The 23,779-nt window shown below is 66.0% G+C and carries 26 protein-coding genes and 2 pseudogenes; 16 read left to right on the top strand and 12 right to left on the bottom strand.

Annotated elements, in window-relative coordinates:
• Positions 1-57 precede the first annotated feature (57 nt).
• Complete coding sequence (locus ABGN05_RS27000) at positions 58-558, bottom strand: GyrI-like domain-containing protein (RefSeq protein WP_367957131.1); 501 nt, start codon at positions 556-558, stop codon at positions 58-60.
• A gap of 208 nt (positions 559-766) precedes the next feature.
• Here ABGN05_RS27000 and ABGN05_RS27005 point away from each other — a divergent pair, with 208 nt between their 5' ends.
• The 3 genes from ABGN05_RS27005 to ABGN05_RS27015 are packed head-to-tail and all read left to right on the top strand — an operon-like array spanning position 767 to position 3,547.
• Positions 767-2,857, top strand: coding sequence for an ATP-dependent helicase (locus ABGN05_RS27005; RefSeq protein WP_367957132.1), 2,091 nt, complete (start codon positions 767-769; stop codon positions 2,855-2,857).
• Positions 2,858-2,903: 46 nt separating this feature from the next.
• Complete coding sequence (locus ABGN05_RS27010; RefSeq protein ID WP_367957133.1) at positions 2,904-3,077, top strand: hypothetical protein; 174 nt, start codon at positions 2,904-2,906, stop codon at positions 3,075-3,077.
• A 29-nt stretch (positions 3,078-3,106) separates the two neighbouring features.
• Positions 3,107-3,547 (top strand): YqaA family protein, encoded by a 441-nt coding sequence (locus ABGN05_RS27015; protein ID WP_367957134.1) that lies wholly within the window; start codon positions 3,107-3,109, stop codon positions 3,545-3,547.
• Between the two features lie 219 nt (positions 3,548-3,766).
• Here ABGN05_RS27015 and ABGN05_RS27020 read toward each other — a convergent pair whose 3' ends face one another.
• The gene (locus ABGN05_RS27020) at positions 3,767-4,267 is read right to left on the bottom strand and encodes a single-stranded DNA-binding protein (protein ID WP_367957135.1); all 501 of its coding nucleotides are present in this window, start codon (positions 4,265-4,267) and stop codon (positions 3,767-3,769) included.
• A 249-nt stretch (positions 4,268-4,516) separates the two neighbouring features.
• Here ABGN05_RS27020 and ABGN05_RS27025 point away from each other — a divergent pair, with 249 nt between their 5' ends.
• Together ABGN05_RS27025 and ABGN05_RS27030 are read left to right on the top strand one after the other, a co-directional pair.
• Positions 4,517-4,789 carry a hypothetical protein gene (locus ABGN05_RS27025; protein WP_367957136.1) on the top strand — a complete coding sequence of 91 codons (273 nt, stop codon included), beginning with the start codon at positions 4,517-4,519 and terminating at the stop codon, positions 4,787-4,789.
• A 100-nt stretch (positions 4,790-4,889) separates the two neighbouring features.
• Positions 4,890-5,321: a DUF1801 domain-containing protein gene (locus ABGN05_RS27030; protein ID WP_367957137.1), complete on the top strand. Its 432-nt coding sequence runs from the start codon at positions 4,890-4,892 to the stop codon at positions 5,319-5,321.
• A gap of 4 nt (positions 5,322-5,325) precedes the next feature.
• On the opposite strand, the gene ABGN05_RS27035 is transcribed toward ABGN05_RS27030, so the two are convergent.
• On the bottom strand, positions 5,326-5,682 hold the full coding sequence (locus ABGN05_RS27035) for a gamma-butyrobetaine hydroxylase family protein (protein ID WP_367957138.1): 357 nt from the start codon (positions 5,680-5,682) through the stop codon (positions 5,326-5,328).
• A gap of 133 nt (positions 5,683-5,815) precedes the next feature.
• On the opposite strand from ABGN05_RS27035, the gene ABGN05_RS27040 reads away from it, so the two are divergent.
• Together ABGN05_RS27040 and ABGN05_RS27045 are read left to right on the top strand one after the other, a co-directional pair.
• Positions 5,816-6,466 (top strand): L,D-transpeptidase, encoded by a 651-nt coding sequence (locus ABGN05_RS27040; protein ID WP_367957139.1) that lies wholly within the window; start codon positions 5,816-5,818, stop codon positions 6,464-6,466.
• A 6-nt stretch (positions 6,467-6,472) separates the two neighbouring features.
• Positions 6,473-6,991 (top strand): OmpA family protein, encoded by a 519-nt coding sequence (locus tag ABGN05_RS27045; protein WP_367957140.1) that lies wholly within the window; start codon positions 6,473-6,475, stop codon positions 6,989-6,991.
• 237 nt (positions 6,992-7,228) lie between these two features.
• On the opposite strand, the gene ABGN05_RS27050 is transcribed toward ABGN05_RS27045, so the two are convergent.
• Positions 7,229-7,783 (bottom strand): glyoxalase superfamily protein, encoded by a 555-nt coding sequence (locus ABGN05_RS27050; RefSeq protein WP_367957141.1) that lies wholly within the window; start codon positions 7,781-7,783, stop codon positions 7,229-7,231.
• Positions 7,784-8,043: 260 nt separating this feature from the next.
• On the opposite strand from ABGN05_RS27050, the pseudogene ABGN05_RS27055 reads away from it, so the two are divergent.
• Positions 8,044-8,901: pseudogene (locus ABGN05_RS27055) on the top strand (ATP-dependent helicase); the annotation flags it as partial.
• 126 nt (positions 8,902-9,027) lie between these two features.
• Positions 9,028-10,899: pseudogene (locus ABGN05_RS27060) on the top strand (ATP-dependent helicase); the annotation flags it as partial.
• A gap of 125 nt (positions 10,900-11,024) precedes the next feature.
• Here ABGN05_RS27060 and ABGN05_RS27065 read toward each other — a convergent pair.
• Complete coding sequence (locus ABGN05_RS27065) at positions 11,025-11,252, bottom strand: hypothetical protein (RefSeq protein WP_367957142.1); 228 nt, start codon at positions 11,250-11,252, stop codon at positions 11,025-11,027.
• A gap of 867 nt (positions 11,253-12,119) precedes the next feature.
• On the opposite strand from ABGN05_RS27065, the gene ABGN05_RS27070 reads away from it, so the two are divergent.
• Together ABGN05_RS27070 and ABGN05_RS27075 are read left to right on the top strand one after the other, a co-directional pair.
• Positions 12,120-12,545 carry a hypothetical protein gene (locus tag ABGN05_RS27070; RefSeq protein WP_367957143.1) on the top strand — a complete coding sequence of 142 codons (426 nt, stop codon included), beginning with the start codon at positions 12,120-12,122 and terminating at the stop codon, positions 12,543-12,545.
• 124 nt (positions 12,546-12,669) lie between these two features.
• Positions 12,670-13,350, top strand: coding sequence for an isochorismatase family protein (locus ABGN05_RS27075; protein ID WP_367957144.1), 681 nt, complete (start codon positions 12,670-12,672; stop codon positions 13,348-13,350).
• A gap of 47 nt (positions 13,351-13,397) precedes the next feature.
• Here ABGN05_RS27075 and ABGN05_RS27080 read toward each other — a convergent pair whose 3' ends face one another.
• Complete coding sequence (locus tag ABGN05_RS27080) at positions 13,398-14,027, bottom strand: DapH/DapD/GlmU-related protein (protein WP_367957145.1); 630 nt, start codon at positions 14,025-14,027, stop codon at positions 13,398-13,400.
• A gap of 279 nt (positions 14,028-14,306) precedes the next feature.
• Positions 14,307-14,798, bottom strand: a complete 492-nt coding sequence (locus tag ABGN05_RS27085; protein ID WP_367957146.1) for a CreA family protein — start codon at positions 14,796-14,798, stop codon at positions 14,307-14,309.
• 157 nt (positions 14,799-14,955) lie between these two features.
• Between ABGN05_RS27085 and ABGN05_RS27090 the strand changes: the two genes are divergently transcribed.
• Genes ABGN05_RS27090 through ABGN05_RS27100 form a run of 3 tightly spaced genes read left to right on the top strand, consistent with a single transcriptional unit; the run spans position 14,956 to position 16,646 of the window.
• On the top strand, positions 14,956-15,099 hold the full coding sequence (locus ABGN05_RS27090; RefSeq protein ID WP_367957147.1) for a hypothetical protein: 144 nt from the start codon (positions 14,956-14,958) through the stop codon (positions 15,097-15,099).
• A gap of 35 nt (positions 15,100-15,134) precedes the next feature.
• On the top strand, positions 15,135-15,713 hold the full coding sequence (locus tag ABGN05_RS27095; protein ID WP_367957148.1) for an SCO family protein: 579 nt from the start codon (positions 15,135-15,137) through the stop codon (positions 15,711-15,713).
• Positions 15,714-15,770: 57 nt separating this feature from the next.
• Positions 15,771-16,646: a 50S ribosomal protein L11 methyltransferase gene (locus ABGN05_RS27100; RefSeq protein ID WP_367957149.1), complete on the top strand. Its 876-nt coding sequence runs from the start codon at positions 15,771-15,773 to the stop codon at positions 16,644-16,646.
• A gap of 87 nt (positions 16,647-16,733) precedes the next feature.
• On the opposite strand, the gene ABGN05_RS27105 is transcribed toward ABGN05_RS27100, so the two are convergent.
• A complete protein-coding gene (locus ABGN05_RS27105) occupies positions 16,734-16,913 on the bottom strand; it encodes a hypothetical protein (protein WP_367957150.1) in 180 nt (59 codons plus the stop codon).
• A 242-nt stretch (positions 16,914-17,155) separates the two neighbouring features.
• On the opposite strand from ABGN05_RS27105, the gene ABGN05_RS27110 reads away from it, so the two are divergent.
• The gene (locus ABGN05_RS27110) at positions 17,156-18,982 is read left to right on the top strand and encodes an aminopeptidase P family protein (RefSeq protein WP_367957151.1); all 1,827 of its coding nucleotides are present in this window, start codon (positions 17,156-17,158) and stop codon (positions 18,980-18,982) included.
• A gap of 186 nt (positions 18,983-19,168) precedes the next feature.
• Here the strand turns inward: ABGN05_RS27110 and ABGN05_RS27115 are convergent, their stop codons facing one another.
• The 3 genes from ABGN05_RS27115 to ABGN05_RS27125 all read right to left on the bottom strand — a co-directional run bounded on the left by ABGN05_RS27115 (position 19,169) and on the right by ABGN05_RS27125 (position 22,155).
• The gene (locus ABGN05_RS27115) at positions 19,169-19,549 is read right to left on the bottom strand and encodes a hypothetical protein (protein ID WP_367957152.1); all 381 of its coding nucleotides are present in this window, start codon (positions 19,547-19,549) and stop codon (positions 19,169-19,171) included.
• 642 nt (positions 19,550-20,191) lie between these two features.
• Positions 20,192-20,719 carry a hypothetical protein gene (locus tag ABGN05_RS27120; RefSeq protein ID WP_367957153.1) on the bottom strand — a complete coding sequence of 176 codons (528 nt, stop codon included), beginning with the start codon at positions 20,717-20,719 and terminating at the stop codon, positions 20,192-20,194.
• On the bottom strand, positions 20,716-22,155 hold the full coding sequence (locus ABGN05_RS27125; protein ID WP_367957154.1) for an FAD-binding oxidoreductase: 1,440 nt from the start codon (positions 22,153-22,155) through the stop codon (positions 20,716-20,718). The genes ABGN05_RS27120 and ABGN05_RS27125 overlap by 4 nt, the downstream gene beginning before the upstream one ends.
• A gap of 157 nt (positions 22,156-22,312) precedes the next feature.
• Between ABGN05_RS27125 and ABGN05_RS27130 the strand changes: the two genes are divergently transcribed.
• Positions 22,313-23,005, top strand: coding sequence for a winged helix-turn-helix transcriptional regulator (locus ABGN05_RS27130; RefSeq protein ID WP_367957155.1), 693 nt, complete (start codon positions 22,313-22,315; stop codon positions 23,003-23,005).
• Positions 23,006-23,093: 88 nt separating this feature from the next.
• Here the strand turns inward: ABGN05_RS27130 and ABGN05_RS27135 are convergent, their stop codons facing one another.
• Positions 23,094-23,546 (bottom strand): hypothetical protein, encoded by a 453-nt coding sequence (locus tag ABGN05_RS27135; protein WP_367957156.1) that lies wholly within the window; start codon positions 23,544-23,546, stop codon positions 23,094-23,096.
• Positions 23,547-23,779: the final 233 nt, after the last annotated feature.

Genomic DNA, 23,779 nt, shown 5'->3' on the forward strand with positions numbered 1-23,779 from the left:
CGGCGGATTTCACGGTTCGCGGACGACCCGATGCAAGCCTCGCCTCGCGCCGCCCCGTCAGGCGATCGGCAGCATCAGCCGCAGCATCGGCAACCCGTCGAAATCGACGTCGGCCGCATATTCCTCGCGGTGATGCGGTCCGTCCCTCGGGCGCACATGCCCGACCATGCCGATCCACTCGATCATCCGACCGTAGCGCTCCACGACGTCACCGTCGGTATCGGAGTGCCACACGGTAGCGTATTTCCGCGCCGGGAGCGCGAGCTTCGTCCAGGCCTCTTCGCTGGCCGCCTCGCGCTCGCCCCTCTCGAATCCGACGAACGTACGAAATCGTCCCGGCCCCGTATTCCAGGAGACGCCGACGATCGAGCCGCCCCAGAGCGATCGTCCCAGGTCGCCGCTGCGCGCCTGCACCGTCTTCAACACCGAGCGGACCGCGCCGGCGGCTGCCTCCTCATGGGTCCCCTCCCAGAAAAGGCCCTCGAGATCCTGCGCCGGCCGCTCGGTTATGCCGAACTCTCCGAATGCAGGCGCTTGCGGGCCGCACAACAGACACATGGATCAGAAAGGCTCCGGTTGGGCGGAGTGCCAACGACATGCGCAGGGACACTCCATCTGATTTCCCGATGCGGAAACATGCCTACAAACTCGGCGCGTGTAAACTTCCTCCTCGTCCGTGCCGCCCGGCGGTACCGCGCCTACAACGCGTCCGCCGGGTGATGCGAAGCGGTTGCGAACAAAGCGGAAACGGGCTTCATTCCCGCGCATGAACCTCGCCCTCCGTGATTCGCCCCTCGCCAGGGAGCCGAAGGATTATCTCGCGCGCCTGAACCGGGAGCAGCGGGCAGCCGTTGAACATGGGGGTGGCGAAGTGGCCGCTCCGCTGCTGATCATCGCCGGCGCCGGCTCGGGCAAGACCAGCACGCTGGCGCATCGCGTCGCGCATCTGATCGTCAAGGGTGCCGATCCGCGTCGCATCCTGCTGATGACGTTTTCCCGCCGGGCGGCGTCGGAGATGACGAAGCGGGTCGAGCGGATCGCGGCGGAGGTGATGGGCGACAAGGCCGCGGTGCTGACGGAAGGCCTGACCTGGGCTGGCACCTTCCACGCGGTCGGCGCGCGGCTGCTGCGCGACTATGCGCTGGAAATCGGGCTCGATCCGGCCTTCACCATTCACGACCGCGAGGATTCGGCCGACCTGATGAACCTCGTCCGGCACGAACTCGGCCTGTCGAAGACCGAGAGCCGCTTTCCGGCAAAGGGCACGTGCCTGGCCATCTATTCGCGCGTGGTCAACGCGCAGGCCGAACTGGAGCCGGTGCTGGCCAAGAGCTTTCCCTGGTGCATCGGCTGGGCGCAGGAGTTGAAGACGCTGTTTGCAACCTATGTCGAGGCCAAGCAGGCGCAGAACGTGCTCGACTACGACGATCTCCTGCTCTGGTGGGCGCAGATGTGTGCCGAGCCGGCGATCGCCGGGCACCTCGGCGGCCGTTTCGACCACATCCTCGTCGACGAGTACCAGGACACCAACCGCCTGCAGGCGGCGATCCTCACCGCACTGAAGCCGGACGGGCACGGGCTGACCGTGGTCGGCGACGACGCGCAGTCGATCTATTCCTTTCGCGCTGCGGAGGTGAGGAACATCCTCGATTTCCCGACCCTGTTCGCGGAGCCGGCGGGGATCGTCACGCTCGACCGCAACTACCGCTCGACCGACACACTGCTCGCCGCCGCCAACGCCGTAATCGGCGAGGCGTCGGAGCGCTTCACCAAGGACCTGTGGACGGAGCGGCGCTCTTCCGAGAAGCCGCGGCTGGTCACCGTGCGCGACGAGGCCGAGCAGGCGAACCATGTCTGCGAAGAGGTGCTGGAGGAGCGCGAGCGGGGTACGCTGCTGAAGCATCAGGCGGTGCTCTTCCGCGCCTCGCATCATTCCGGCCCGCTGGAGATCGAACTCACGCGCCGCAACATCCCCTTCGTGAAGTTCGGTGGGCTGAAGTTCCTCGATTCCGCTCATGTGAAGGACGTGCTCGCCGCGCTGCGTTTCGCGGAGAACCCGCGTGACCGGGTGGCCGGCTTTCGTGTCCTGCAGCTGATGCAGGGCGTCGGCCCCTCGGCCGCAAGTGCCGCGATCGAGGCGATGGAGCGGGCACTCGACCCCGTTCTCGGGCTGCAGTTCTTCAAGCCTCCGGCACGCGCGGAGACCGACTGGCCGGCCTTCGTGGAGCTCTTCTGCGGCTTGAAGGGCAAGTCGGCATGGCCTGCCGACCTGGAACGGGTGCGGCTCTGGTACGAGCCGCATCTGGACAGGAACCACGAGGACGCCGCGGCGCGGCGCGCCGACCTCCTGACGCTGGAGCAGATCGCGGCCGGCTACCCTTCGCGCGAGCGCTTCCTGACGGACCTGACGCTCGATCCGCCTGACGCGACCAGCGACGAGGCCGGGCCGCCGCATCTGGACGAGGACTACCTGATCCTCTCCACCATCCATTCGGCCAAGGGGCAGGAGTGGACGAAGGTCTTCGTGCTCAACGCCGTCGACGGCTGCATTCCCTCTGACCTCGCCGCTGGCGAGCGCGAGGAGATCGAGGAGGAGCGTCGCCTCCTCTACGTCGCGATGACGCGCGCCAAGGATTCGCTCCACCTGATCACGCCGCAACGCTTCTTCGTGCACGGACAGGCCGCGCGCGGCGACCGCCACGTCTATGCGCAGCGCACGCGCTTCATCCCGGACCACATCCTCGACCGGTTCGACCGGACGTCCTGGCCGCCGCCGTCGGCCGCCGCCGCAGGACGCTCGCCGCAGCCCGGGATCCGCGTCGACATGAAGGCAAGGATGCGCGGTATGTGGCGGTAAAGGATCTTGTTCAGGAAGGTCGCCGATCCACCTCCGTGGAAGGGCAATGTCCGTCAAACGGCATTGGCCAGCGAGCGATCCGGAGATCGACGAGCATTCGCATGAAGGCCCGCCAGCCAGCCATCGGCACTGGAATTGGGGCTTCGCGGATGGCCGCGACAGGCACGCCCATGCCTACGTCATCGACGACCTGCATTGCGCATCGCCGCATGCGCGGTGAGATCGGCGGATGTATTCGGCACCGTCGTCATGGATGACCTCGCAATTCTGGCTGGCCTGTTTGCCATAGCCTTCGGCGCAGCGACGATTTTCCCGGCACAGTCGGAGGCGGCGCTGGTCGGGCTGCTGGTCGCCGGCACGCATTCGCCGGTCCTGCTGGTTGCCGTCGCCAGCCTCGGCAACGTTCTCGGCGCGGTCGTCAATTGGGCGCTCGGGCGCGGCGTCGAGCGCTTTCGTGACCGGAAATGGTTCCCGGTCGGCCCCGCAGCGCTCGACCGGGCGACAGGGTGGTATCGGAAGTGGGGGCGGTGGAGCCTGCTGCTTTCCTGGGCGCCGATCGGTGGCGATGCGCTGACCGTAGCCGCCGGAGTCCTGCGCGAGCCGCTGTCGAGTTTCGTCGTCCTGGTCACCATCGCCAAGACGGCACGATATGTCGTGCTCGCCGCTGCCACGCTGGGCGTCCTCGCCTGAGGGCCGGGTTCAGACCTCGTCGCGATCACGCGCGCGATCTGCCCCGCCTCCGGCGACCGCATGGGATACTTCGCCAAGACCGGGTCTGGACGCTGCCCGCCGCCTCCCCGCCGAAATCCTCGTCGGCTGGTACATGCACCGGCGCGGGATGATTCAGCGGAAACCGTTCCTATGGCCCGGAAAACTCCACGCTAGCTCGCGACGACGCGTCACCACCTCTCAGAACGGAATCTCGTCGTCCAGTTCGCGCGAGAAACCGCCTCCACTGCTTCCGCCGCCGCGGCCGCGATCCTCGTCCATAGGGCCGGAGGAGCCGAAGTCGGAGCCGCGGCCGCCGGAGTAGCCGCCGCCCTGGCCCTGCCCCTCGCCCCGCGAATCCAGCATCTGCAGCTCGCCGCGGAACTTTTGCAGGACGATTTCCGTCGAATAGCGATCCTGGCCGGACTGGTCCTGCCACTTGCGCGTCTGGATCGATCCTTCCACGTAGACCTTCATGCCCTTCTTCAGGTACTGCTCGGCCACTTTGGCGAGGTTGTCGTTGAAGATGACGACCCGGTGCCACTCGGTCTTTTCCTTGCGTTCCCCCGAATTCTTGTCGCGCCAGGTTTCCGAGGTTGCGACGCTCAGGTTCACGATCGGATCGCCGGACGGCATCCGCCGGATCTCGGGATCGGCACCCAGGTTGCCGACCAGAATGACCTTGTTGACGCTTCCTGCCATCTCACATCTCCACGCTTGTCCGGAATGTCTCGCTTTGCTGCCTGCACCCTCTATAGCCCAAGCGGGCCGCGACCGCACGGGAGCGTGGTGATTTACGCGGCCTGTCCACACGAGTTTCGTTCCTGATATGTTCTTAGCACTTCCGCTCGCGGGTCGCAATGCTGCGACTGCCGGTTGCACGAGAAAGGCCGCAGCTTGACAGTCCGGCATGACCGGACGCAAACATCGTCCGTCCACGAGGAGGGTCCTATGCGGAAAATCCTGGCACTCATCCTGCTGCCCCTTTCCTGCGCGACGGCTTTCGCCGACGACCAGAAGGCGGCGGACGACGACGCCCTGCCCGGCGTGACCACCGGCTCCATCGCGCCGCTTGCCTCGCAGCCACTGGCCGAGCCCGGAGATGCCCTGCCCGCGGGCAGCGAGCCCGGCAGCATCCGCGTGGGAAACTGGGACATCCGCATCTCGGGCAGCGTGTCCTACGAAATCGGCTTCGGCGATCGCGACGGCAGCAGGGAGCGCTGAACGTATTTTTCCGCGCCGCAGAGCCGTCCGCGCGCCTCTGCGAAATGCCGGCCTTGCTCTCGCGATGCGACCTGACGCCTGACGCAGAAGAGCCGACTTCATGAAGACGAACGGCGAACACATGGACCACGACACCACGCCCGGCCAACTGATCGACGCCAAGATCGCCGCGCTCGGCGGCTGGCGCGGGGAGCTCCTCGCGCGATTGAGAAACCTCATCCGGCAGGCCGATCCGGAAATGGTCGAGACAGTGAAGTGGGTAAAGCCGTCGAACCCGTCCGGTGTGCCGGTCTGGGAACATGACGGCATCGTCTGCACGGGCGAGACCTACAGGGACAAGGTGAAGCTGACGTTCGCGAAGGGCGCGGCGCTGGACGATCCGTCAAACCTCTTCAACGCCAGTCTCGAGGGCAATGCGCGCCGCGCCATCGACCTGTTGGAGGGCGGCACGGTCGACGAGGACGCCTTCAAGGCGCTGATCCGCTCTGCAGTCGCGCTGAACGTGTCGGATAAGGCGCGAAAGAAGAAATGACCGCTCAGCGGGGATCGCGGCTCAGCCGCTTCTCCTGAAGCTCGTCGAGATAGGACTGCCAGCGCTCGGCCTTCTCGTGGCCGAGCTGGTGGAGGTAGGACCAGGTGAAGATGCCGGTGTCGTGGCCGTCGTCGAAACCGATCCTTACCGCGTAGTTGCCGATCGGCTCGAGCTTACGGATCGCCACCTCCCGCTTGCCGGGCACGGTCACCCGCTGCTCGGGCGAATGGCCCTGCACCTCGGCCGAGGGCGAGAGCACCCGCAGCATCTCCGCTTCGAGTTCGATCGGCGCATGGTCGGGGAAGCTCACCGTCAGCAGGCGGCGATCCTTCGAGACCCTCAGTTCCTTCGGTGCGATCATGGGAGACGCAATAAGCACCCCGGGCGCCTTTCCGGAAGCCCCCACACGTAACATAGCGCCTGCAACTTCGACATTGGAAGGTTACGGAATCGGTTCTATAAGCTCCCCAGGGTCATCGTCGGAGGGGATCGAGATGAATGTGACGCGGCGTGACGTGCTGGCCGGCGGCCTGGCGCTGGCGGCCACGGCGGCGATGGGCGTTCCGGCCCGGGCAGCCACGAAGAAATCCTGGTATGCCGGGACCGGCATCGACAATGGCGTGAACTGGAAACGTACCAATTTCGACGTCATCGACCCGGTCTGGCACAAGCAGATCGTCAAGTATTTCTCGGCCGAGCCGGCCGGCACGGTGGTCGTCGATACCCAGCACCATTTCCTCTATCTGATCATCGAGAACCAGACGGCGGTGCGCTACGGCGTGGGCGTCGGCAAGGAAGGCTTCAAGTGGTACGGCCGCGCCAACGTGGCGCGCAAGGCCCTGTGGCCGCGCTGGACCCCGCCGCCGGAGATGCACGAGCGCAAGCCCGGCCTGCCGCAGTTCATCGAAGGAGGCGCGCCCGACAATCCACTCGGACCCCGCGCGCTCTATCTCCACCGCGACGGCGCCGACACCGGCTACCGCTTCCACGGCACCGTCGAGCCCTGGAGCATCGGCAAGGACGTCTCGTCGGGCTGCATCCGCATGTTCAACGAGGACGTCATGGACCTCTACCAGCGCTGCCCGGTCGGCACCGCGGTCCAGGTCCTGCCGCACATCGCCGACAACGCGCCGAAGAAGAGCTGAGCCGACATGCCCCCTGTCTTCGGAACGTGGCGCCGGCTCTTCGCCGCGCTTGTGCTCGTCTTCCTCGCCGGCTGCTCCACCACCACGCTGGAGCCGCCGGTGCCCGACGTCACCAACGCGCCTGCGGCCGGCTTCGCCAACGTCCAGCCGGGCAGCGAGGAGGATTTCATCCTCAACGTCGGCCGCCGGACCTATTTCGCGCAAGGCTCGGCCGAGCTCGACCAGACCGCCAGAATGACGCTCGACAACCAGGTCGCCTGGCTGCAGAAATACCCGCACTGGCTCGTCAAGCTGCAGGGTTTCGCCGACGATCCCGGCGGCGACGCTGCCATGGTGGAACTGTCGCGGCGGCGTGCCGAGGCTGTCATGAACTACCTCGCCGCCGGCGGCGTCGCCCGCGACCGCATGTGGGCCAAGGGCTACGGCAAGGAGCGCGTCGTGCGCGACTGCGCCGACACAGCCTGCAAGGTGCAGAACCGCCGCGTCATCTCCAACCTGCGCGAGGAAAAGGACGGCGCGGCCTGAGGGGGGGTGGTCCGGTGGGCTCGTGACCGCCGTGCGTGGTTCGACAGGCTCACCATGAGGAGACCCGGTGGACCGGTCCACCGAGGTTGGGAGCCACTGAATCCTTCTTAGCGGGCCTCTTGAGTTCCGCCTTCCGTTAGTCTGCCATAGTCAGATCATCAGCGGTCCACCAGATCCCCTCATGGTGAGCCTGTCGAACCACGCACCATCGAACCACCAGCGTTCCACCAGCCCCCCTCATGGTGAGCTTGTCGAACCACGCTCCATGAACCTGATCCGGTTGCCGAACGGGTCGATCACGGTGCATTCGAGCCCCCAGTCCTGGCGCTCCAGCCCCGGGCGGTTGTACTTGTAGTCCTTGGCGATCAAGCCCTTCTGGAACGCCTCCACGCCGGTCATATAAACGACCATGTTGCCGCCCGGGCTGGCATCGCCCGAGTGCTCGCTCAGATGGATGGTCAGGGCGCCGCTCGACACCTGGCAGTAGAGCGGCGCCCCCGGATGGAAGCGGTGCTCCCAGTCGATGCGGAAGCCGAGAAAGCCCTCGTAGAACTCGCGCGCCTTCGCCTCGTCGAAAATGCGAAGGATCGGCACGGCCGGCTCGAACGCCGGCCCGTCGCCGCGCGGCGCGGCGTCCCTGTCGATCCTGGCAGACAGGATGTTCCAGCTGTCGAAGCCGAACTGTCTCGCCACGATTTCGAGCGCGGCGGAATGGGCGATCTCCACTCCCCGCTCGGCAAGCGTGTCGCGCAGCGATTTCGCCATCGCCTTGGCGTCTTGATGGGTACGCATGATTGTCCGATCCTTCGTCGGCGGCGGAGTGGAGAACCGGTGCCCGCCTTGCCGATGTCCTCCGCCGTCTTCGATTGAACCGGGAAAGGATCGTCCTGCGGCGCATTCGCAATTCCCCTGGCGGGGTGCGGGCTGCGGGCTGCGCCAGCCACTGGCCCGAGACTATGACGGACGGATGCCGCCGGTCAATCGCCGGATCGTGTGGAACGAAACGGCGCCCCTTGCTGGCCTTTCGTCCCCGAATCACTACATTCCGGGGCATGTCCGATTTCCCCGACATGCCGTTCTTCGACGAGGACGATGGTCCGCCCCGCCCGGCCGCAGCGCCCGCCGGTCCTTCCGGCATCGCCGCGCGCGCCATGGCGGCGCGCCAGCAACAGGCGCCGGACTATCTTTCCGGCCTCAACCCCGAGCAGCGGCTGGCGGTGGAGACCACCGAAGGCCCCGTGCTGGTGCTGGCCGGCGCCGGCACCGGCAAGACGCGGGTCCTGACCACCCGCATCGCCCACATCCTCGCCACCGGCCGCGCCTACCCTTCCCAGATCCTCGCCGTCACCTTCACCAACAAGGCCGCACGCGAAATGAAGCAGCGGATCGGCGTGCTGGTCGGCTCGGCGGTGGAGGGCATGCCCTGGCTCGGCACCTTCCACTCCATCGGCGTGAAAATCCTGCGCCGCCATGCCGAACTCGCCGGGCTGCGCTCCGACTTCACCATCCTCGACACCGACGACGTCATCCGCCTGATCAAGCAGCTGATCCAGGCCGAGGGGCTGGACGACAAGCGCTGGCCGGCGCGCCAGTTCGCGCAGATGATCGACGGCTGGAAGAACAAGGGGTTCGCGCCCAAGGACATCCCCGAGGGCGACGCGCGCGCCTTCGCCAACGGCAAGGGCCGCGAACTCTACGCCGCCTACCAGGAGCGGCTGAAGACGCTCAACGCCTGCGATTTCGGCGACCTCCTGCTCCACCCCATCCGCATCCTGCGCGACCACCGCGACGTGCTGGAGGAGTATCACCGCCGGTTCAAGTACATCCTCGTCGACGAGTACCAGGACACCAACACCGCCCAGTACATGTGGCTGAGGCTGCTCGCGCAGCGGCCGAAGCAGCCTTCTTCTCCCCGTTCACGGGGAGAAGATGCCGGCAGGCAGATGAGGGGCGGTGCTGATGTCGGCGAGGATGGTTCCGGCCCCTCATCCGGTCCTTCGGACCACCTTCTCCCCGTGAATGGGGAGAAGGGGAAGGCGCCCTCGCCTGCCGAAGGCCGAGCGGCCGACCGGCCGACCGAGCGCGTGCGAGGCCCCCGCGGAGGGCCCGCGCCGGAAGGCGCGGCACAGCCCGCGAGCAAAGACAAACCGACGCAGCAAATAAACATTTGCTGCGTCGGCGACGACGACCAGTCGATCTACGGCTGGCGCGGCGCCGAGGTCGACAACATCCTGCGCTTCGACAAGGATTTTCCCGGCGCGACCATCATCCGGCTCGAACGCAACTACCGCTCCACCGCGCATATCCTGGGGGCCGCCTCGCACCTCATCGCCCACAACGAGGGCCGGCTCGGCAAGACGCTGTTCACCGACCAGGCCGATCCCGAGGACGCCAAGGTCATGGTGCATGCCGGCTGGGACTCCGAGGAGGAGGCCCGCGCGGTCGGCGAGGCGATCGAGCAGCACCAGCGCCAGGGCCTGCATTTGAACGACATGGCGATCCTGGTGCGCGCCTCCTTCCAGATGCGCGAGTTCGAGGACCGGTTCGTCACGCTCGGCCTGAACTACCGCGTCATCGGCGGCCCGCGCTTCTACGAGCGCGCCGAAATCCGCGATGCCATGGCCTATTTCCGCGTGGTGGCGCAGGGCGCCGACGACCTCGCCTTCGAGCGCATCGTCAACGTGCCGAAGCGCGGGCTGGGCGAAGCCGCCATCCGCCAGATCCACGACGCCGCTCGCGCACTGCGCGTGCCGATGCTGGAAGCCGCGCGAAAGCTCGCCGAGAGCGACGAGATGAAGCCCAAGCCGCGCGCAGCACTTCGCGAGATCGCGGCCAATTTCGCCCGCTGGCAGGAAGCGCTCGACAACACCCCGCACACCGAGCTCGCCGAGACCATTCTCGAAGAGAGCGGCTACACCGACATGTGGAAGAACGACAAGTCGGCCGAGGCGCCGGGGCGGCTCGAAAACCTCAAGGAGCTCATCCGCTCCATGGAGGACTACGAGAGCCTGCGTTCCTTCCTCGAGCACGTGGCGCTGGTCATGGACGCCGAGCAGGACGAGACCATGGACGCCGTCTCCATCATGACGCTGCATTCGGCCAAGGGGCTGGAGTTCGAGACCGTGTTCCTGCCCGGCTGGGAGGAAGGCCTCTTCCCCCACCAGCGCGCGCTCGACGAGGGCGGCCGCTCGGGCCTGGAGGAGGAGCGGCGGTTGGCCTATGTGGGGCTCACCCGCGCCAAGAAGAACCTGCACATCTGGTTCGTCTCCAACCGCCGCATCCACGGCCTGTGGCAATCCACCATCCCCTCGCGCTTCCTCGACGAACTGCCGGAAGCCCATGTCGAGGTGGCCGAAGCCGGCAATTCCTATGGCGGCTACGGCGGCTCCTTCGGCGGAGGCTCCTTCGCAGGCGGTCGCGGCGGCGCCGGCCGGCAGAATCCCTACGGCGCCTCGCGCTTCGATTCCTTCTCCCCTTCGCCCCAACGGGGAGAAGGTGGTCCGCGCAGCGGACCGGATGAGGGGGCGCGCGGCACGTCGAACCCGTCCGGCGCCTTCTCCAACACCTACGCCACCCCCGGCTGGGCCCGCGCCCAAAAAAACCGCACCGAAGCCACCGACCGCAACTGGGGCACCCGCTCCGGCCACGCGGTGGAGCGCATCGGCTACGGCGAACCCGACTCCGGCTTCGGCGCCGGAGCCGGTTCGGTCAAGAGCCGCGTCATCGAGGGCGAGCTGGTGGCCAAGTCCGTCTCCGACACCCCCTCGGCCTTCCAGGTCGGCGACCGGGTCTTTCACATGAAGTTCGGGAATGGCAACGTGGCGGCGGTGGAGGGCAACAAGCTGACGATCGATTTTGATAAAGCCGGGCAGAAGAGGGTGCTGGACGGGTTTGTGAAGGGGGTGTGAGCAAGGTTACTGAGATTAGTTCCGTTCCTTCCGGCCTCGTCGTCCATACTCGACAGCCAATCCCGCACTCGCGGCCGCAACAACTACAAGCGGAATGACAATAAGGCCGAAAACCTGAATGCTCGTCATTCGCTAAGCCTATCAAGAATCCGCCGCGCCCATAAATGTAGTAGCACGCCCGCGATGAAAAAACTACCTGTCGCGAATGCAAACACAGATACCGGAACCGAGGCAATCCCCAATAGCGCGCCCGCAACCGGCGTAATTACCCCCACGACTACACAGCTGATCGCAAGACGGTTTACCGTATCGGACGTCAACTTTATCTTCGCTTCATGAACTTTCGATTCCATGGCCCACACCTCCGTAAGGTTAGGTGGGCTGGGTGGGCGGTTTACTAGAACACCCAGCGACTGATTCTATATTGGCGCCCGATAACCGCAAGGTGTCAGTTCAGTGTCCTTTTTGTGACAACCTAAGTGGCTGATATCCATTGTATTATACTCGTAGCCGGTCGTTTCCCTCTGCTTACAGCAATTGATCCGAACATTTTTGACTCGGTCGCTTGGCTAAAAAGTCACGCGTTTGACAGATGAAGGAAACGATATCTTCGTTCTCGGTGTGAACTTCGGTTGCTTCGCCCGCGATGATTGACGAAGCGCATGTAGCGGCGGTGAGGTTCGGCGAGCGTGGCGCGCAGCGCCTATATCTGCACTAGCGTGTCTCCTTCCGCTTGCCTGCGCCAGTCCATTCTGTCGGCCTTCGTTCGTTGTCGGCGTACGACCATCGGAGGAGAGGAGGGCTCGGATAGGTTTCGAGTAGAAATGATTGGGGCAGAGGAAGGTGTCGAAGGCGGAGAAGCCGGCGCGAGGCGCCCCCCTCTGTCCTGTCGGACATCTCCCCCACGAGGGGGGAGATCGGCAGCTTCGATATTGCCGCCTCTCCTGCAATCTCCAAGGTTGGCGAAGGACGACGCGACGGCTGATCTCCCCCCTCGTGGGGGAGATGTCCGACAGGACAGAGGGGGACGCCTCGCGAGATGGTTCCGTTCCATGCAGGATCGCGCGGAGCTCCTTCTCCCCTTGTGGGAGAAGGGAGGGAGGACGCACGCCGTCGTGCACAACCCCCCGCCCTCCCCCAATGAAATCAATCCCTTCCGCGAATTCCGTCCACACCCTCTGGCATTGCCCCACCATGGCGGCAGTCGAGGAGACGTATGCATGGACGCTGGACTGCACGAAAAGACGCTGAGGCGCATCATCGCGCTGCTCGTCTCTTTCGCCGGTCTGGCCGAGCGCGCCGCCGGCCGGTCGCTTCCCGTGCGCTGGCTCGTGCTCACCATCCTTCGCCATGCGGAGGGTGTGGCCTTGCGCTACCTCGCCGAAACGACAGGGCTGGACTGGTCGTCTTGCTTCGCGGACGATCCGCAAGCCGGCTGCCGGTCCGACGACGCGGCAGTGCTCGCCTGGCGCTTTCGCACGCTGGCCGCGTTGCTTTGCGCTCTGCTTCCACCGGACGATCGGTTCGACGATCTCCACGCCCGGACCATCCGTCGCGATGCCGCTCGGCAAGCCGCCGCGCCGCTCACCCTTCTCAGCCTGGCCGCGACCGGCGGCTGGTCATATCGCGCGCCCGACACGTCATGACGCGCCGGTCCATGCGGACGTCTTCTTCTGTCGGATCCGATGAGCCGGGCGGAAAAAACACCGCCGCGCGGCGCGTCGGCGCACGCCCTTGCCCCTCCCTGCCCCGCGTGGCATCCCTTACCCCATGCACAGCGTCACCATCCCCGACACCTTCCGCGAGAAAATCGCCCGCCGGCGCGGACGCTTCGAGATCTTCGACCGGCTGGACCCGGCCCGCACGGCGCTGATCGTGGTCGACATGCAGAAGGCCTTCGTGGCCGAGGGCGCGCCGGTGGAGGTGCCGCTGGCGCGCGGCATCATCGCCAACGTCAACCGCCTCGCCGCCGCCTGCCGCGCGGCCGGCGCGCCGTTGGTGTGGATCAGGACGACGCTCACCGACGAAACCGGCGCGCATCCGTGGCCGGTGTTCTTCGAGCATTTCAACACGCCCGAAAGCGGCGCACGGCTACTGGCGGCGCTCAGCGAGAACTCGCCCTGGCACGGGCTCGCCGACGGGCTCGCGGTCGAACCGGGCGATTTGCACGTGTCGAAGAACCGCTTCTCCTGTTTCATCCAAGGCGCGTCGACGCTCGACATGGTGCTGCGCTCGCGCGGCATCGACCACATCATCATCTGCGGCACGCTGACCAACCGCTGCTGCGAAAGCACGGCGCGCGACGCCATGATGATCGGCTACCGGGTCGTCTTCGTGGAGGACGCCAACGCGGCCGTGACCGATGAGGAGCACGTGGCGGCGCTGATCAACGTCGCGGCCACCTTCGGCGACGTGCGCCGCACCGACGACGTGGTCGGCATGATCGGCTGAGGGCGAAGCACATGGCGCAATGCCGGCTGGCAGGGCACGCGCGTGCCCTACCGCCCTTCCCACCTGTCCAGAAACGCCCCGATCTCCAGCGCCTGCATGTCCGGCACGGCTTCGAACAGCCGCTCGAGCGGCCAGTCCCACCAGGCAAGCCGCATCAGCCGTTCCACGACATCGTCGGCAAAGCGCATGCGGATCACTCGCGCCGGCGCTCCGCCGACAATCGAATAGGGAGAAACGTCCTTCGTCACCACCGCGTTCGCCCCGACCACCGCGCCGTCGCCGACCGTCACGCCGGGCAGGATCACCGCGCCATGGCCGATCCACACGTCGTTTCCGATCGACACCTTCTTGGCTCGGCGCCGCTCGCGAAAATCCTGGTCGACGCCGAGATAGCGGAAATATTCGTTGGGCCGGTAGCTGATCTTATGCGTGGTCGCGCGTTCCAGCGGGTGCTCCAGCGCGTTGATGCGCGTGTTGGCCGCGATCGAGCAGAACTTGCCGATCTGCGTGTAGATGCCTTCGGCATGGCGCTCGAAATAGGAAAAATCGCCGACCGACACCTCGCGCAGGATCACCCGCTCGGCCACCGCCACGTAGCGCCCCAGCCGGCAGCCCTTCAGCTCGGCGGTGGGGTGAATGCGCGGTTCGGGGTCGGTGAAGCGGAGATCCTCGGCCATGGCCGAGCACTAGCGGGCGCCGGGCAAGGCGGCAAGCGGGAGGGAGTAGCCCGGTCCGTCGCCCTCGTGGTTCGACAAGCTCACCATGAGGGCGAGAGGAGCATCGCGGTCACTTCACCGCCTTGGAGGACATGGTCGTGAACAATACAAGCTCCGGTAAGACCGGGTCCGGTTCGAAATGGTCACCGCGAGAGCGCGGGGCAGCCTCCACCCTCATGGTGAGCTTCCTGAGCCTGTCAAAGGGCGAACCACGAGGGTGGGGGCGGGAAGTTGTTCCCTCTACTCCGGCCTGCCCTCGGTCCACTCGACCTGCTGGCCGTAGAGCGGCACGGTGGAGATCGCCATCTTGGCGGAGCCGTCCTGCACCTGACGCGAGTGCGAGAGGTAGATCAGCGTCTCGTTCTGCCGGTCGTAGATGCGGTTCACCACCTGCTTCTTCCAGATCAGGCTGATGCCCTGCTTGAAGACCTCCTCGCCGTCCTTGCCGAGGTCGATGTCGCCGATCCGAATCGGCCCGGTCTGGCGGCAGGCGATCGAGGTGTTGGAGGGATCCTCGAACCAGTTGCCCTTCTGCAGCCGGTCGATCATGCCGCGCTCGAAATAGGAGACGTGGCAGGTGACGCCCTCGACCTTGGGATCGTGGATCGCCTCGATGATGATGTCGTTGCCAAGCCAGTCGACGCCGATCTCGCCGACCTCCTGCGCCGACGCGGACGCCGCCAGGCCGAACGCGGCGAGACCGGTGGCGGCGGCGATGAAAGTTCTGACCATCAATATTCTCCCGAGGATTCTTCAGGATCGCAAATGGGGCGGCGGCGCGGGCCATGCAAGTCAGCCAGCGCAGCGACACTCGGCCACCTTTGCGCTCGGCGCCGCCACGCATTATGTTCGCCGGCAGAAACGATGGTCGCCCGAAACGAACCCCAGCATGTCCACGCGCCTTGCAGTCCGGACCGGCCTTGCGCTCTTCGCCCTCGCGGCGGCGACGGGCGCGGCGTTCGCGATGTGGGTCGAGAGCGGGCCGCGGATGCTGCTCACGCTCGCCGAGACCGGCCTCTCCTGGTGCTTCTGAGCGCCGGCCCGCCAAGAACGAAAGCCTGACCAGTCATGATGCGTGGAATAATCGTCGGTATCGTCGTCCTCGTCGCCGCCCCGGTCGGCTGGCTCACCTTCGACTGGTACCGCACCACCTTTGGCGGCGAACCGTTCGGAGAGCCGTTCGCGCTGGTCGACCATAAGGGCGAACCGATCACGGAAGCAGCCTTTCGCGGCAATCCGAGCGCCGTATTCTTCGGCTTCACACATTGCCCCGAAGTCTGCCCGACCACGCTCTACGAGATGGACGGCTGGCTGAAGCAGCTCGGATCGGAAGGCGAGGACATCCGCGCCTATTTCGTCTCCATCGACCCGGAGCGCGACACACCCGAGATCATGGATTCCTATGTGTCCAACGTCTCCGACCGCATCACCGGCATCACCGGCGAGCCGGACAAGGTGGCGGTGATGGCGAAATCCTTCGGCATCTATTCCCGAAAAGTGCCGCTCGACGGCGGCGACTACACGATGGACCACACCGCCTCCATCCTGCTGCTCGGCCGCGACGGCGACTTCTTCGGCACCATCGCCTATGGCGAGAACCCCGACACGGCGATCGCCAAGCTGAAGCGGCTGGAAAAGGAAGGCTGAGCGGGCTCCTCACGCCCTCCCCACCCTGGCATTCCGCCCGACCCGGAGACCTCGTTCTTGCCGCAAGCAAAGCTTTCGATCACCGCGCCTCGCGCGGACGCACGGCGCATCTATGCCCTTCTCGAACGCGAATTCGAGGAGAACGGCTACCCGGTCGGGATCACCGATCTCGACGAGGCGCGGGGCATCGAACTCGTGGAACTCTATGTCGAGGGAGACGGCGCGGCAGAAAGGGAGCGCGCCGACTACGTGCTCGGCGAAAACGGCGTCTCGGTAATCGTGGAGGTCGAACCCCTGCCCGACGTCGACTGGGTGACGAGGTCGCTCGAAGGGCTGAAGCCGGTGCGCGCCGGGCGTTTCCTCGTGCACGGCAGCCATGACCGCGACAAGATCAGAGCCAACGACCTTGCCATCGAGATCGAGGCGGGGCTGGCGTTCGGCACGGGTCATCATGGAACCACGGCGGGATGTCTGGAGACGATCGAGCGCGTCGCGCGGCGGGAGCGTCCGCGCAACGCGCTGGACCTCGGCGCTGGAAGCGCGGTGCTGGCGATCGGGATTGCAAAACTCGCCCGAATCCCGGTGCTCGCAACCGACATCGATCCCGTCGCGGTCGAGGTCGCACGCGAGAACATCCGCGCCAATGGCGTCGCGTCCTTCGCCGACGCGGTCACAGCGACGGGTTTTTCCCATCGCGCAATCGCCGCGCGCGCGCCCTACGACCTGATCGTCGCCAACATTCTCGCGCGGCCGCTGATGAGCCTCGCCCCCGAGATGGCGAGACAGCTGGCGCCGGGCGGATCGCTGATCCTGTCGGGCATCCTGACGCGCCAGCGCCGCGCGGTCCTAGCCGCGTATGCCGGGCAGAGGTTCCGCCATGTCCGCACGCTGGTGAAGGGCGAGTGGGTGACGATTCACCTGAAGCGCGGGTGACCATGGAACCAATGAAAAAGGCGGCTCCCCGGAGGAAACCGCCTCTTCGTCAGCAGCGGGCTCGCCCCGAGGCCCGCGCGCGAAAACTCAGAACATGTAGTACGCGCCGCCCTGCTTCTTCAGCTCGTTGCGGTCGTAGCCATGCGACTTCAGCGTCTCGTCGTCGAGCATGAGAAGGGCGCCGTTGACGTAGCGGTTCACCTGACGCTGGCGCGCCTCGACGAGTGCGCCGACCGCGTTGCGGAAAAATCCGGTCTGTTGTGCCATCTCGAAAATCCTTCGTGTTGGAAGTTTCTGTCCTCCACGCATCGGAAGGTAAGGATCACTGACCCATTTTACCAGCACCGATCATGCATGCCACCCATGCACTGTTCGCATGTGCGAAATGAATTTTGTGCGTCGCTGCACGACCTATTTCCCTTCCGATTCCCCCATACTGTGGGCCGTTGCGCGTTCGCACCGGCACGACTAGGGTCGCGCCGCATCCAACCGGATAGTCCGAGCCAGACATGTTCCAGACCTTCGAAGCCGTTTCCGATCCCTCGCATGCCGCGCCGCGCGTGGCGCGGCTGCGCGAATGGCTGGGGGCTGAGGGCATCGACGGATTCCTCGTGCCGCGCGCCGACGAGCATCAGGGGGAGTACGTGCCGGCACGCGCCGAGCGGCTGCGCTGGATCACGGGTTTCACCGGCTCGGCCGGAGTGGCGCTGATCCTGGCCGACGGCGCCCACCTCTTCGTCGACGGGCGCTACACGCTGCAGGCGGCCGGGCAGGTGGACCCGGAACTGTTCGCGGTCGAGAGCCTCGTCGATACCCCTCCCCCTGCGTGGATCGCCGAGAACCTGCTGGAAGGGACCAGGCTCGGCTTCGATCCGTGGCTGCACACGATCGGCGACGCCGCCGCACTGCGCAAGGCAGTCGCAAAGCGCAAGGGCACGCTCGTTGCGGTGGAGCGCAATCCGATCGACGCGATCTGGGACGACCAGCCGGCACCACCGCTGGAGCCGGTGGAAATCCATCCTGAGCGGTTCGCCGGGCGCCTTGCCAAGGAAAAGCTCGCCGAGCTGGCCGCCATCGTGGCGAAGGACGGAGCCGACCACTGCGTGCTCACCGACCCCGCCTCGCTGTGCTGGGCCTTCAACATCCGCGGCCGCGACGTGCCGCACACGCCGTTGGCGCTGGGCTTCGCGGTGCTGTCCGCCGAAGGCCGGCCGACGCTGTTCATGGACGAACGCAAGCTACCGATGAAGGTGAAGGCCTATCTGACCCAACTTGCCGACCTGAAGGACCCCGCCGCACTCGATGGCGAGATTGCGCGGCTCGCCGCGGCGGGCGCGGCGATCGGGCTCGATCACGGGCTTGCCGCCGAAAAGCTGCGCATGCTGGTCGAGGAGAATGGCGGCAAGGTCGTCAGGATGGCGGATCCGGCGCGCCTGCCGCGCGCCACGAAGAACGCGGCCGAACTCGCCGGCAGCCGCGCCGCCCATCGCCGCGATGGCGCCGCCGTGACGCGCTATCTCGCCTGGCTCGACCGCCAGCAGCCGGGCAGCGTTGACGAGATCGGCGCGGTCAGCGAACTGGAGGCGGCGCGCCGCCGGGCGGGCGAGGAAGCCCAGATGCCGCTGCGCGACATTTCCTTCGACACGATCTCCGGCGCCGGACCGAACGGCGCGATCATCCACTACCGCGTCACGAAGGCGACCAACCGGACGCTCGGCGAAGGCGAACTGTTCCTGGTGGATTCAGGAGCGCAGTACCAGGACGGCACGACCGACATCACGCGTACTGTCCCGATCGGGCAGCCGAGCGGGGAGATGCGCGAGCGCTACACGCTGGTGCTGAAAGGCATGATCGGCATCTCGCTGCTAAAGTTCCCCGCCGGCACGCGCGGCGCCGACATCGACGCCGTCGCCCGTCTCGCACTGTGGAAGGCCGGCCTCGACTACGGACACGGCACCGGCCATGGCGTCGGCGCCTATCTCTCCGTGCACGAGGGCCCGCAGCGCATCGCCAAGACGGGCACGGAGAAGCTGCTGCCCGGCATGATCCTCTCCAACGAGCCGGGCTACTACAAGGCCGGGCACTACGGTATCCGGCTGGAAAACCTCATCGTCGTAACCGAGCCGGAGACGATCCCCGGCGGCGACAAGCCGATGCATGCCTTCGAGACTTTGACGCTCGCCCCGTTCGACCGCCGCCTGATCGACCCGGACTTGCTCACGGTGGAGGAGCGGGCGTGGCTTGACGCCTATCACGCGCGGGTGCTCGCCGAGATCGGGCCGATGCTCGGCGGCGAAGACCGCGCCTGGCTGGATCGGGCGGCGCGGCCACTATGATTGCGCGGATTCGCGGCCCCGTCGCGGGCGGCGAGGAGCGTATCTGACGATCCGGACACAGGGTTTCGACTGTCGCAGCGGTCTGGACAGCACCGAGCGCGCCGGTCGGCGTCGAGCCGGCGTTTTCCAGGCGGATGTTTTTCGCCATCGGGGCCATGACCGGTCGTCCGCCCCGCGCGCCCTGCCCTACGACGTGTCGTTCGCCTTCCGCGTCCAGCCGCGCGCTGGGCAGCCCGAGTCCGGTCCGACGCGACCCGATGCCGGGCCGCGCCGCCCATCCCGCCCGCCAAACAGGCCGTCGAGGGGCAACAGGGCGCAGAGCGCGGCCGCGAGCGCGTAGAACCGCGCGGCAAGGCGGAGCGCGTCGTCAGGATCGTTGCCGACCACTGCGATCCCTTCCAGCGCCGGTGACGGCATTCGCGCCGCCTCGAAGACGAAATTCTCCGATATCGCCTCCGCGTGGCGCAAGATGAGGAGCACGAACCAGCGGACCGGCGCGGACCTCGCGGCGGCCCGCTCGGCCAGGGCGGCGAACGAGACAAGCAGCGCGATGACGCGCCGAAGCATCCTTTCGTCTCCCGTTGCCGCACGCCCGTCCATGGCCCATCCTTTCGCTCACCGGATATTGTGGCGTCGGTCGCGGGCGCGTGGATGGAATTCGGGGAAGCCGTTGATCCGGCTGGGGTCGGCGCCGGTCACGTCCACGCCGGCAGCCGCCTCCTTCGTCATCCTCGGCCGACCGGAGCGAAGCGAAGGGAGAGCCGAGGATCCATGCCTGAGAAGTGGTAACGCGTGAGGTGGGGGAGGACGCGAGCGGCTCCGCAACGCCTCAAGCGTGGCGGCGAGGGCGGTCTCCGGCACAGCCTCACGCCACCGCGATTCTCAGACATGGATCCCAGGGTCTGCGCCTCCGCTACCGCTCCGGCTTCGCCCTGGGATGACGAAGGTGGGGGTGCTGCCGCCAATCGTCGGCGGTGGGGTGTTGGGGCGGAACGTTGTCGGCGATCACGGTGGTGATCGAACCAGACGCCCCAATGTGAGCGCTGCCTTGCTCCTTAGCTCGCCAGCTTTGCGTCCCCGACTCGTCCGTAGAGACCGACTTCGCTGCGTCCCCAAATTAATACTCGCCGACAGTTGCCGGACATGGCCAATCGATTGGAATAATCGCCCGCAAGCTCGCTTCGGCTACCGACATGCCGGCTTGCCGGATCACTCTATTGCACCGGCTTTCGGTGCGGCTCCCTGGTTGCGGTTCTTTCGCGAAGGCGCGACATCCGGTTCGGATGCGTTGGTGGTCCCGCCGGAACGCGTCGGGCGAGACACACGGTTGTTCAGCTTGTCGTTGGACCAGACCCGGCAATCCTCGTCATCCTTGCACGCCACGCAGAACCGGGGGGTGCAACAAACGACCTGATCGCCGTTCGTGCGCATCTTGCCGTCGTCGAGCATGCAATTCGACATCGCGCGGGCGCCCAGCGCATCGCCAACCGTCGTGTTGATCGCCTCGGCTTTCTGCGCTGGCAGCCATGCCAGGCCGAAGACTGCGGCGGTCAGGAGCCCGCGTGTGACCGTGCCTGTCGTGTTCGTTGTCATAGCCTGTCTCCTAAAATGGATTCGGTCTGCAATCGGCTTGAGATCATCTCCCCTCCCCTTGAGCACCAAACAGCGGGGCAGGACGCGTTCGCCGTCGTTCGCCCGGTCGCGCCAGACGAGGAGACGAACGCGGAAGGCCGTCACGTCGGCAGCTTCGTGCCTTCCGGAACCTCGATGTTGTGGTTCAAGCGGAACTGGTTGTGGGGATCGTATTTCGCCTTGATCCTGCTTAGCTTCTCGATGCCGTGGCCATACGCTTCCGACATCCGGCCGTCGTCGTCGAACGGCATGAAGTTGACGTAGACGCTGCCCGCGGCATGGGGGGACGTCTTGTCAAAAAGGTCGCGGGCCCAGGCGATGCAGGACTGGTCCAGCGCCGGGTCCGACCACCGCGTATGGACGTTCATGACGAAATGACGCTTTCGCTGAGGAAACGGCGTGGCGGCGGGTTCGACGCGGGTCATGGCGCCGCCGAGATGGGCGATGAAGATTTCGGATTGCGGATCCGGCAGTGCCGTTGTCGCCGCGAGAGTAGCATCGATGACATCGTCATGCAGGGCCAGGAAGTCGTTGCTTTTCCAGTAGTTGCGCGCGCCCGGCGTCAGCAGTGGATCGAAGGCCTGCTGCCAGCCCGCATAGGGGTGCGGACCGATTACGTCGGCGATCGGATTGCCGAGGTCACGCAGCTCCTTCAGCGCCTTTTCGCCCTGCGTCATGTCGCCCGCGTAGCACGCGGCGAAGATCAGAACCTCCTTGCCATGCCAGGCCTCCGGAATGAAAGGCAGCGGCGGCGCCTGCCGCATGACCGCCCAGACTGTCAGTTCGTCGGGCGCGCGGGCGCAGATATCGCGATAGCTTTGCAGGAGTTCCCGTGCGTCGGCGATCGGATGCACGATCAGACCGGACAGCACCTCTGGACCGATCGGATGCAGCGCGAACACGAACGAGGAGACGACGCCGAAATTGCCGCCGCCGCCCCTGATGGCCCAGAAAAGATCCGCGTCTTTCGTGGCGCTGGCCACACGCACCTCGCCATCGGCGCACACGACTTCAGCCGAAAGCAGGTTGTCGATGGTCAGGCCGTGCTTGCCCGTGATCCAGCCGAAGCCACCGCCTAGGGTCAGGCCGGCAACGCCGGTGGTCGAATTTATGCCCAGCGGAACGGCGAGGCCATAGCGTTGGGTTTCCTGATCGACGTCAGACAAAAGGCAACCTGGCTCGACAGTCGCGGTCGCGGCCTCGCCGTCCACCTTCACGCCCCGCATCTGCGACAGGTCCAGGAGCAGCGTACCGTCGGCCACCGCATGTCCGGCAATCTGGTGGCCTCCGCTTTTGACGGCCAGCAGAAGGCCGTTCTGCCGCGCGAAGTTTACGACAAGCCGGATGTCGTTGGTATCCAGCGCACGGGCGATCAGTCCGGGACACCTGTCGATCATGCCGTTCCAAACCGCACGGGCCTCGTCATAGCCGGGATCCTCGGCGCCGATCAGGCTGCCGCGCAGTGCGTTCCTGAGGCCGATCAATTTCGCGTCCGGGACTTCGGCGGTTCCGCCGCTCAGCGTCTTGAGAACAATGGTCATGGCGATGCTCCAGTTGGATTGCGATGAACCCCGAGGCTGCGCGCTTATCCGGCGGGCAGCTAGTCCTGAAACTGAATCGGCCGTTTTCGCGCCGATTGGAGCCAACCGTGCTAAGCTGTGCCGGGCAGTTGCAGTTTTTTCGGAAGGAGTTCGCACCATGACGCTCGGCAGCTACGGACAGTTCTGTCCGGTCGCGATGGCGGCCGAGACACTTTGCACGCGCTGGACGATGGTTCTTGTCCGCGAACTGGTGGCCGGTTCGACCCGGTTCAACGACTTGCGGCGGGGCGTGCCGCGCATGTCGCCAAGCCTTCTGTCGCAAAGGCTGAAGGAGCTCGAGGTCGCGGGGATTGTCGTGCGCGCGCCCGCACCGGATGACCCTGCCGTGCAGGAATACCGCCTGACCGCGGCGGGCCGCGACCTGCATGCGGTCGTCGAGGCGTTCGGCATCTGGGGGCAAAAGTGGATCGAGACGCAGGCCACTCTGAAAAACCTCGATCCGTCGCTTCTGATGTGGGACATGCGGCGCAATTTCGATCCATCGCCCCTGCCCGAGCGGCGAATGGTGGTCAATTTCAAATACCCCGAGCTGGCGGAAGCCAGACGCCATTGGTGGCTGGTCGTCGATCCCCTGGCCGAGATCGACCTGTGCTCCACGGATCCCGGTTACGACGTCGACCTGTGGGTGACGACAGATCTTCGCACCATGACCGCCATCTGGATGGGGTTGACGCGTGTCGAGGATGTGCGCGACCGGGTCCAGCTCGACGGCGATCCGGCGCTTGCGAGCACGATGCAGATTTGGCTGGGCCTGAGCCCGTTCTCCGCGCAGCCCAAGCTCGTACATTGATCCGGGACGGCCGGCCGCGAGACCGGTCCAGATTCCGGACTGGCCGATCGGGGCCGGTCGCCGCACATTCATGGCAGCGTGCATGGGCTCAAACCACGGACGCGATCCGCCAAAGGCGCGCGAGGATGATGAAAGCACTCCCAACGCTGTTCTCGATGCTCGTCTTCGCGTCAGCCGGCGCGAGCGGCATCGGCGCATCGTCGGCGATGCCCGCCGATGCCACGGCAACCATGGCATCGCCGCGCATTGATTTCCGCAGTGCCGCGACGCCTTCCGGCGCCGCGTCCCGGCAGCGCATCCCGGTCGGCGCTACGGCGAAACCATTGGCGAAGAGCACGCCGTCTGGCGCGGGCCGGGACGGAACCGATGCCCCGCCCGTCATCCGGAAAATGCCCGCGCCTTCGCCCGCCGGCCCGATCATCATCCCGGGTCCGGACGAAGGTCCGGTCGCCCCGACGCGACCCTCGAAACCGCCCCGGCCGACACGGCCGCCGGGCACATGCATCGGGCAGATCTGCCCGGTACCGATTCCGTATCCCAACTAGCGTGCCCGGTCATAGATATGATCCCGGACAGCTCCGGGCGATGCTGGCGCCATCTCGAAGGTCCGCCATCAAAGATCAGAAGCGGGAAGCTGCTGGTTCGTTCTCGGCCCCGTTCAAGCCGAAATCCGGATGCCTCTCGAATGGCATTTTTTGTGCCGCGGGCAAATCAAGCTGCGCGACCGGAATGGCGTCGGAAGCGGACCCTGAAACAGAATTCCCAGTTCTGTCT

Source organism: Aquibium pacificum, assembly GCF_040839445.1.
Taxonomy (GTDB): domain Bacteria; phylum Pseudomonadota; class Alphaproteobacteria; order Rhizobiales; family Rhizobiaceae; genus Aquibium; species Aquibium pacificus.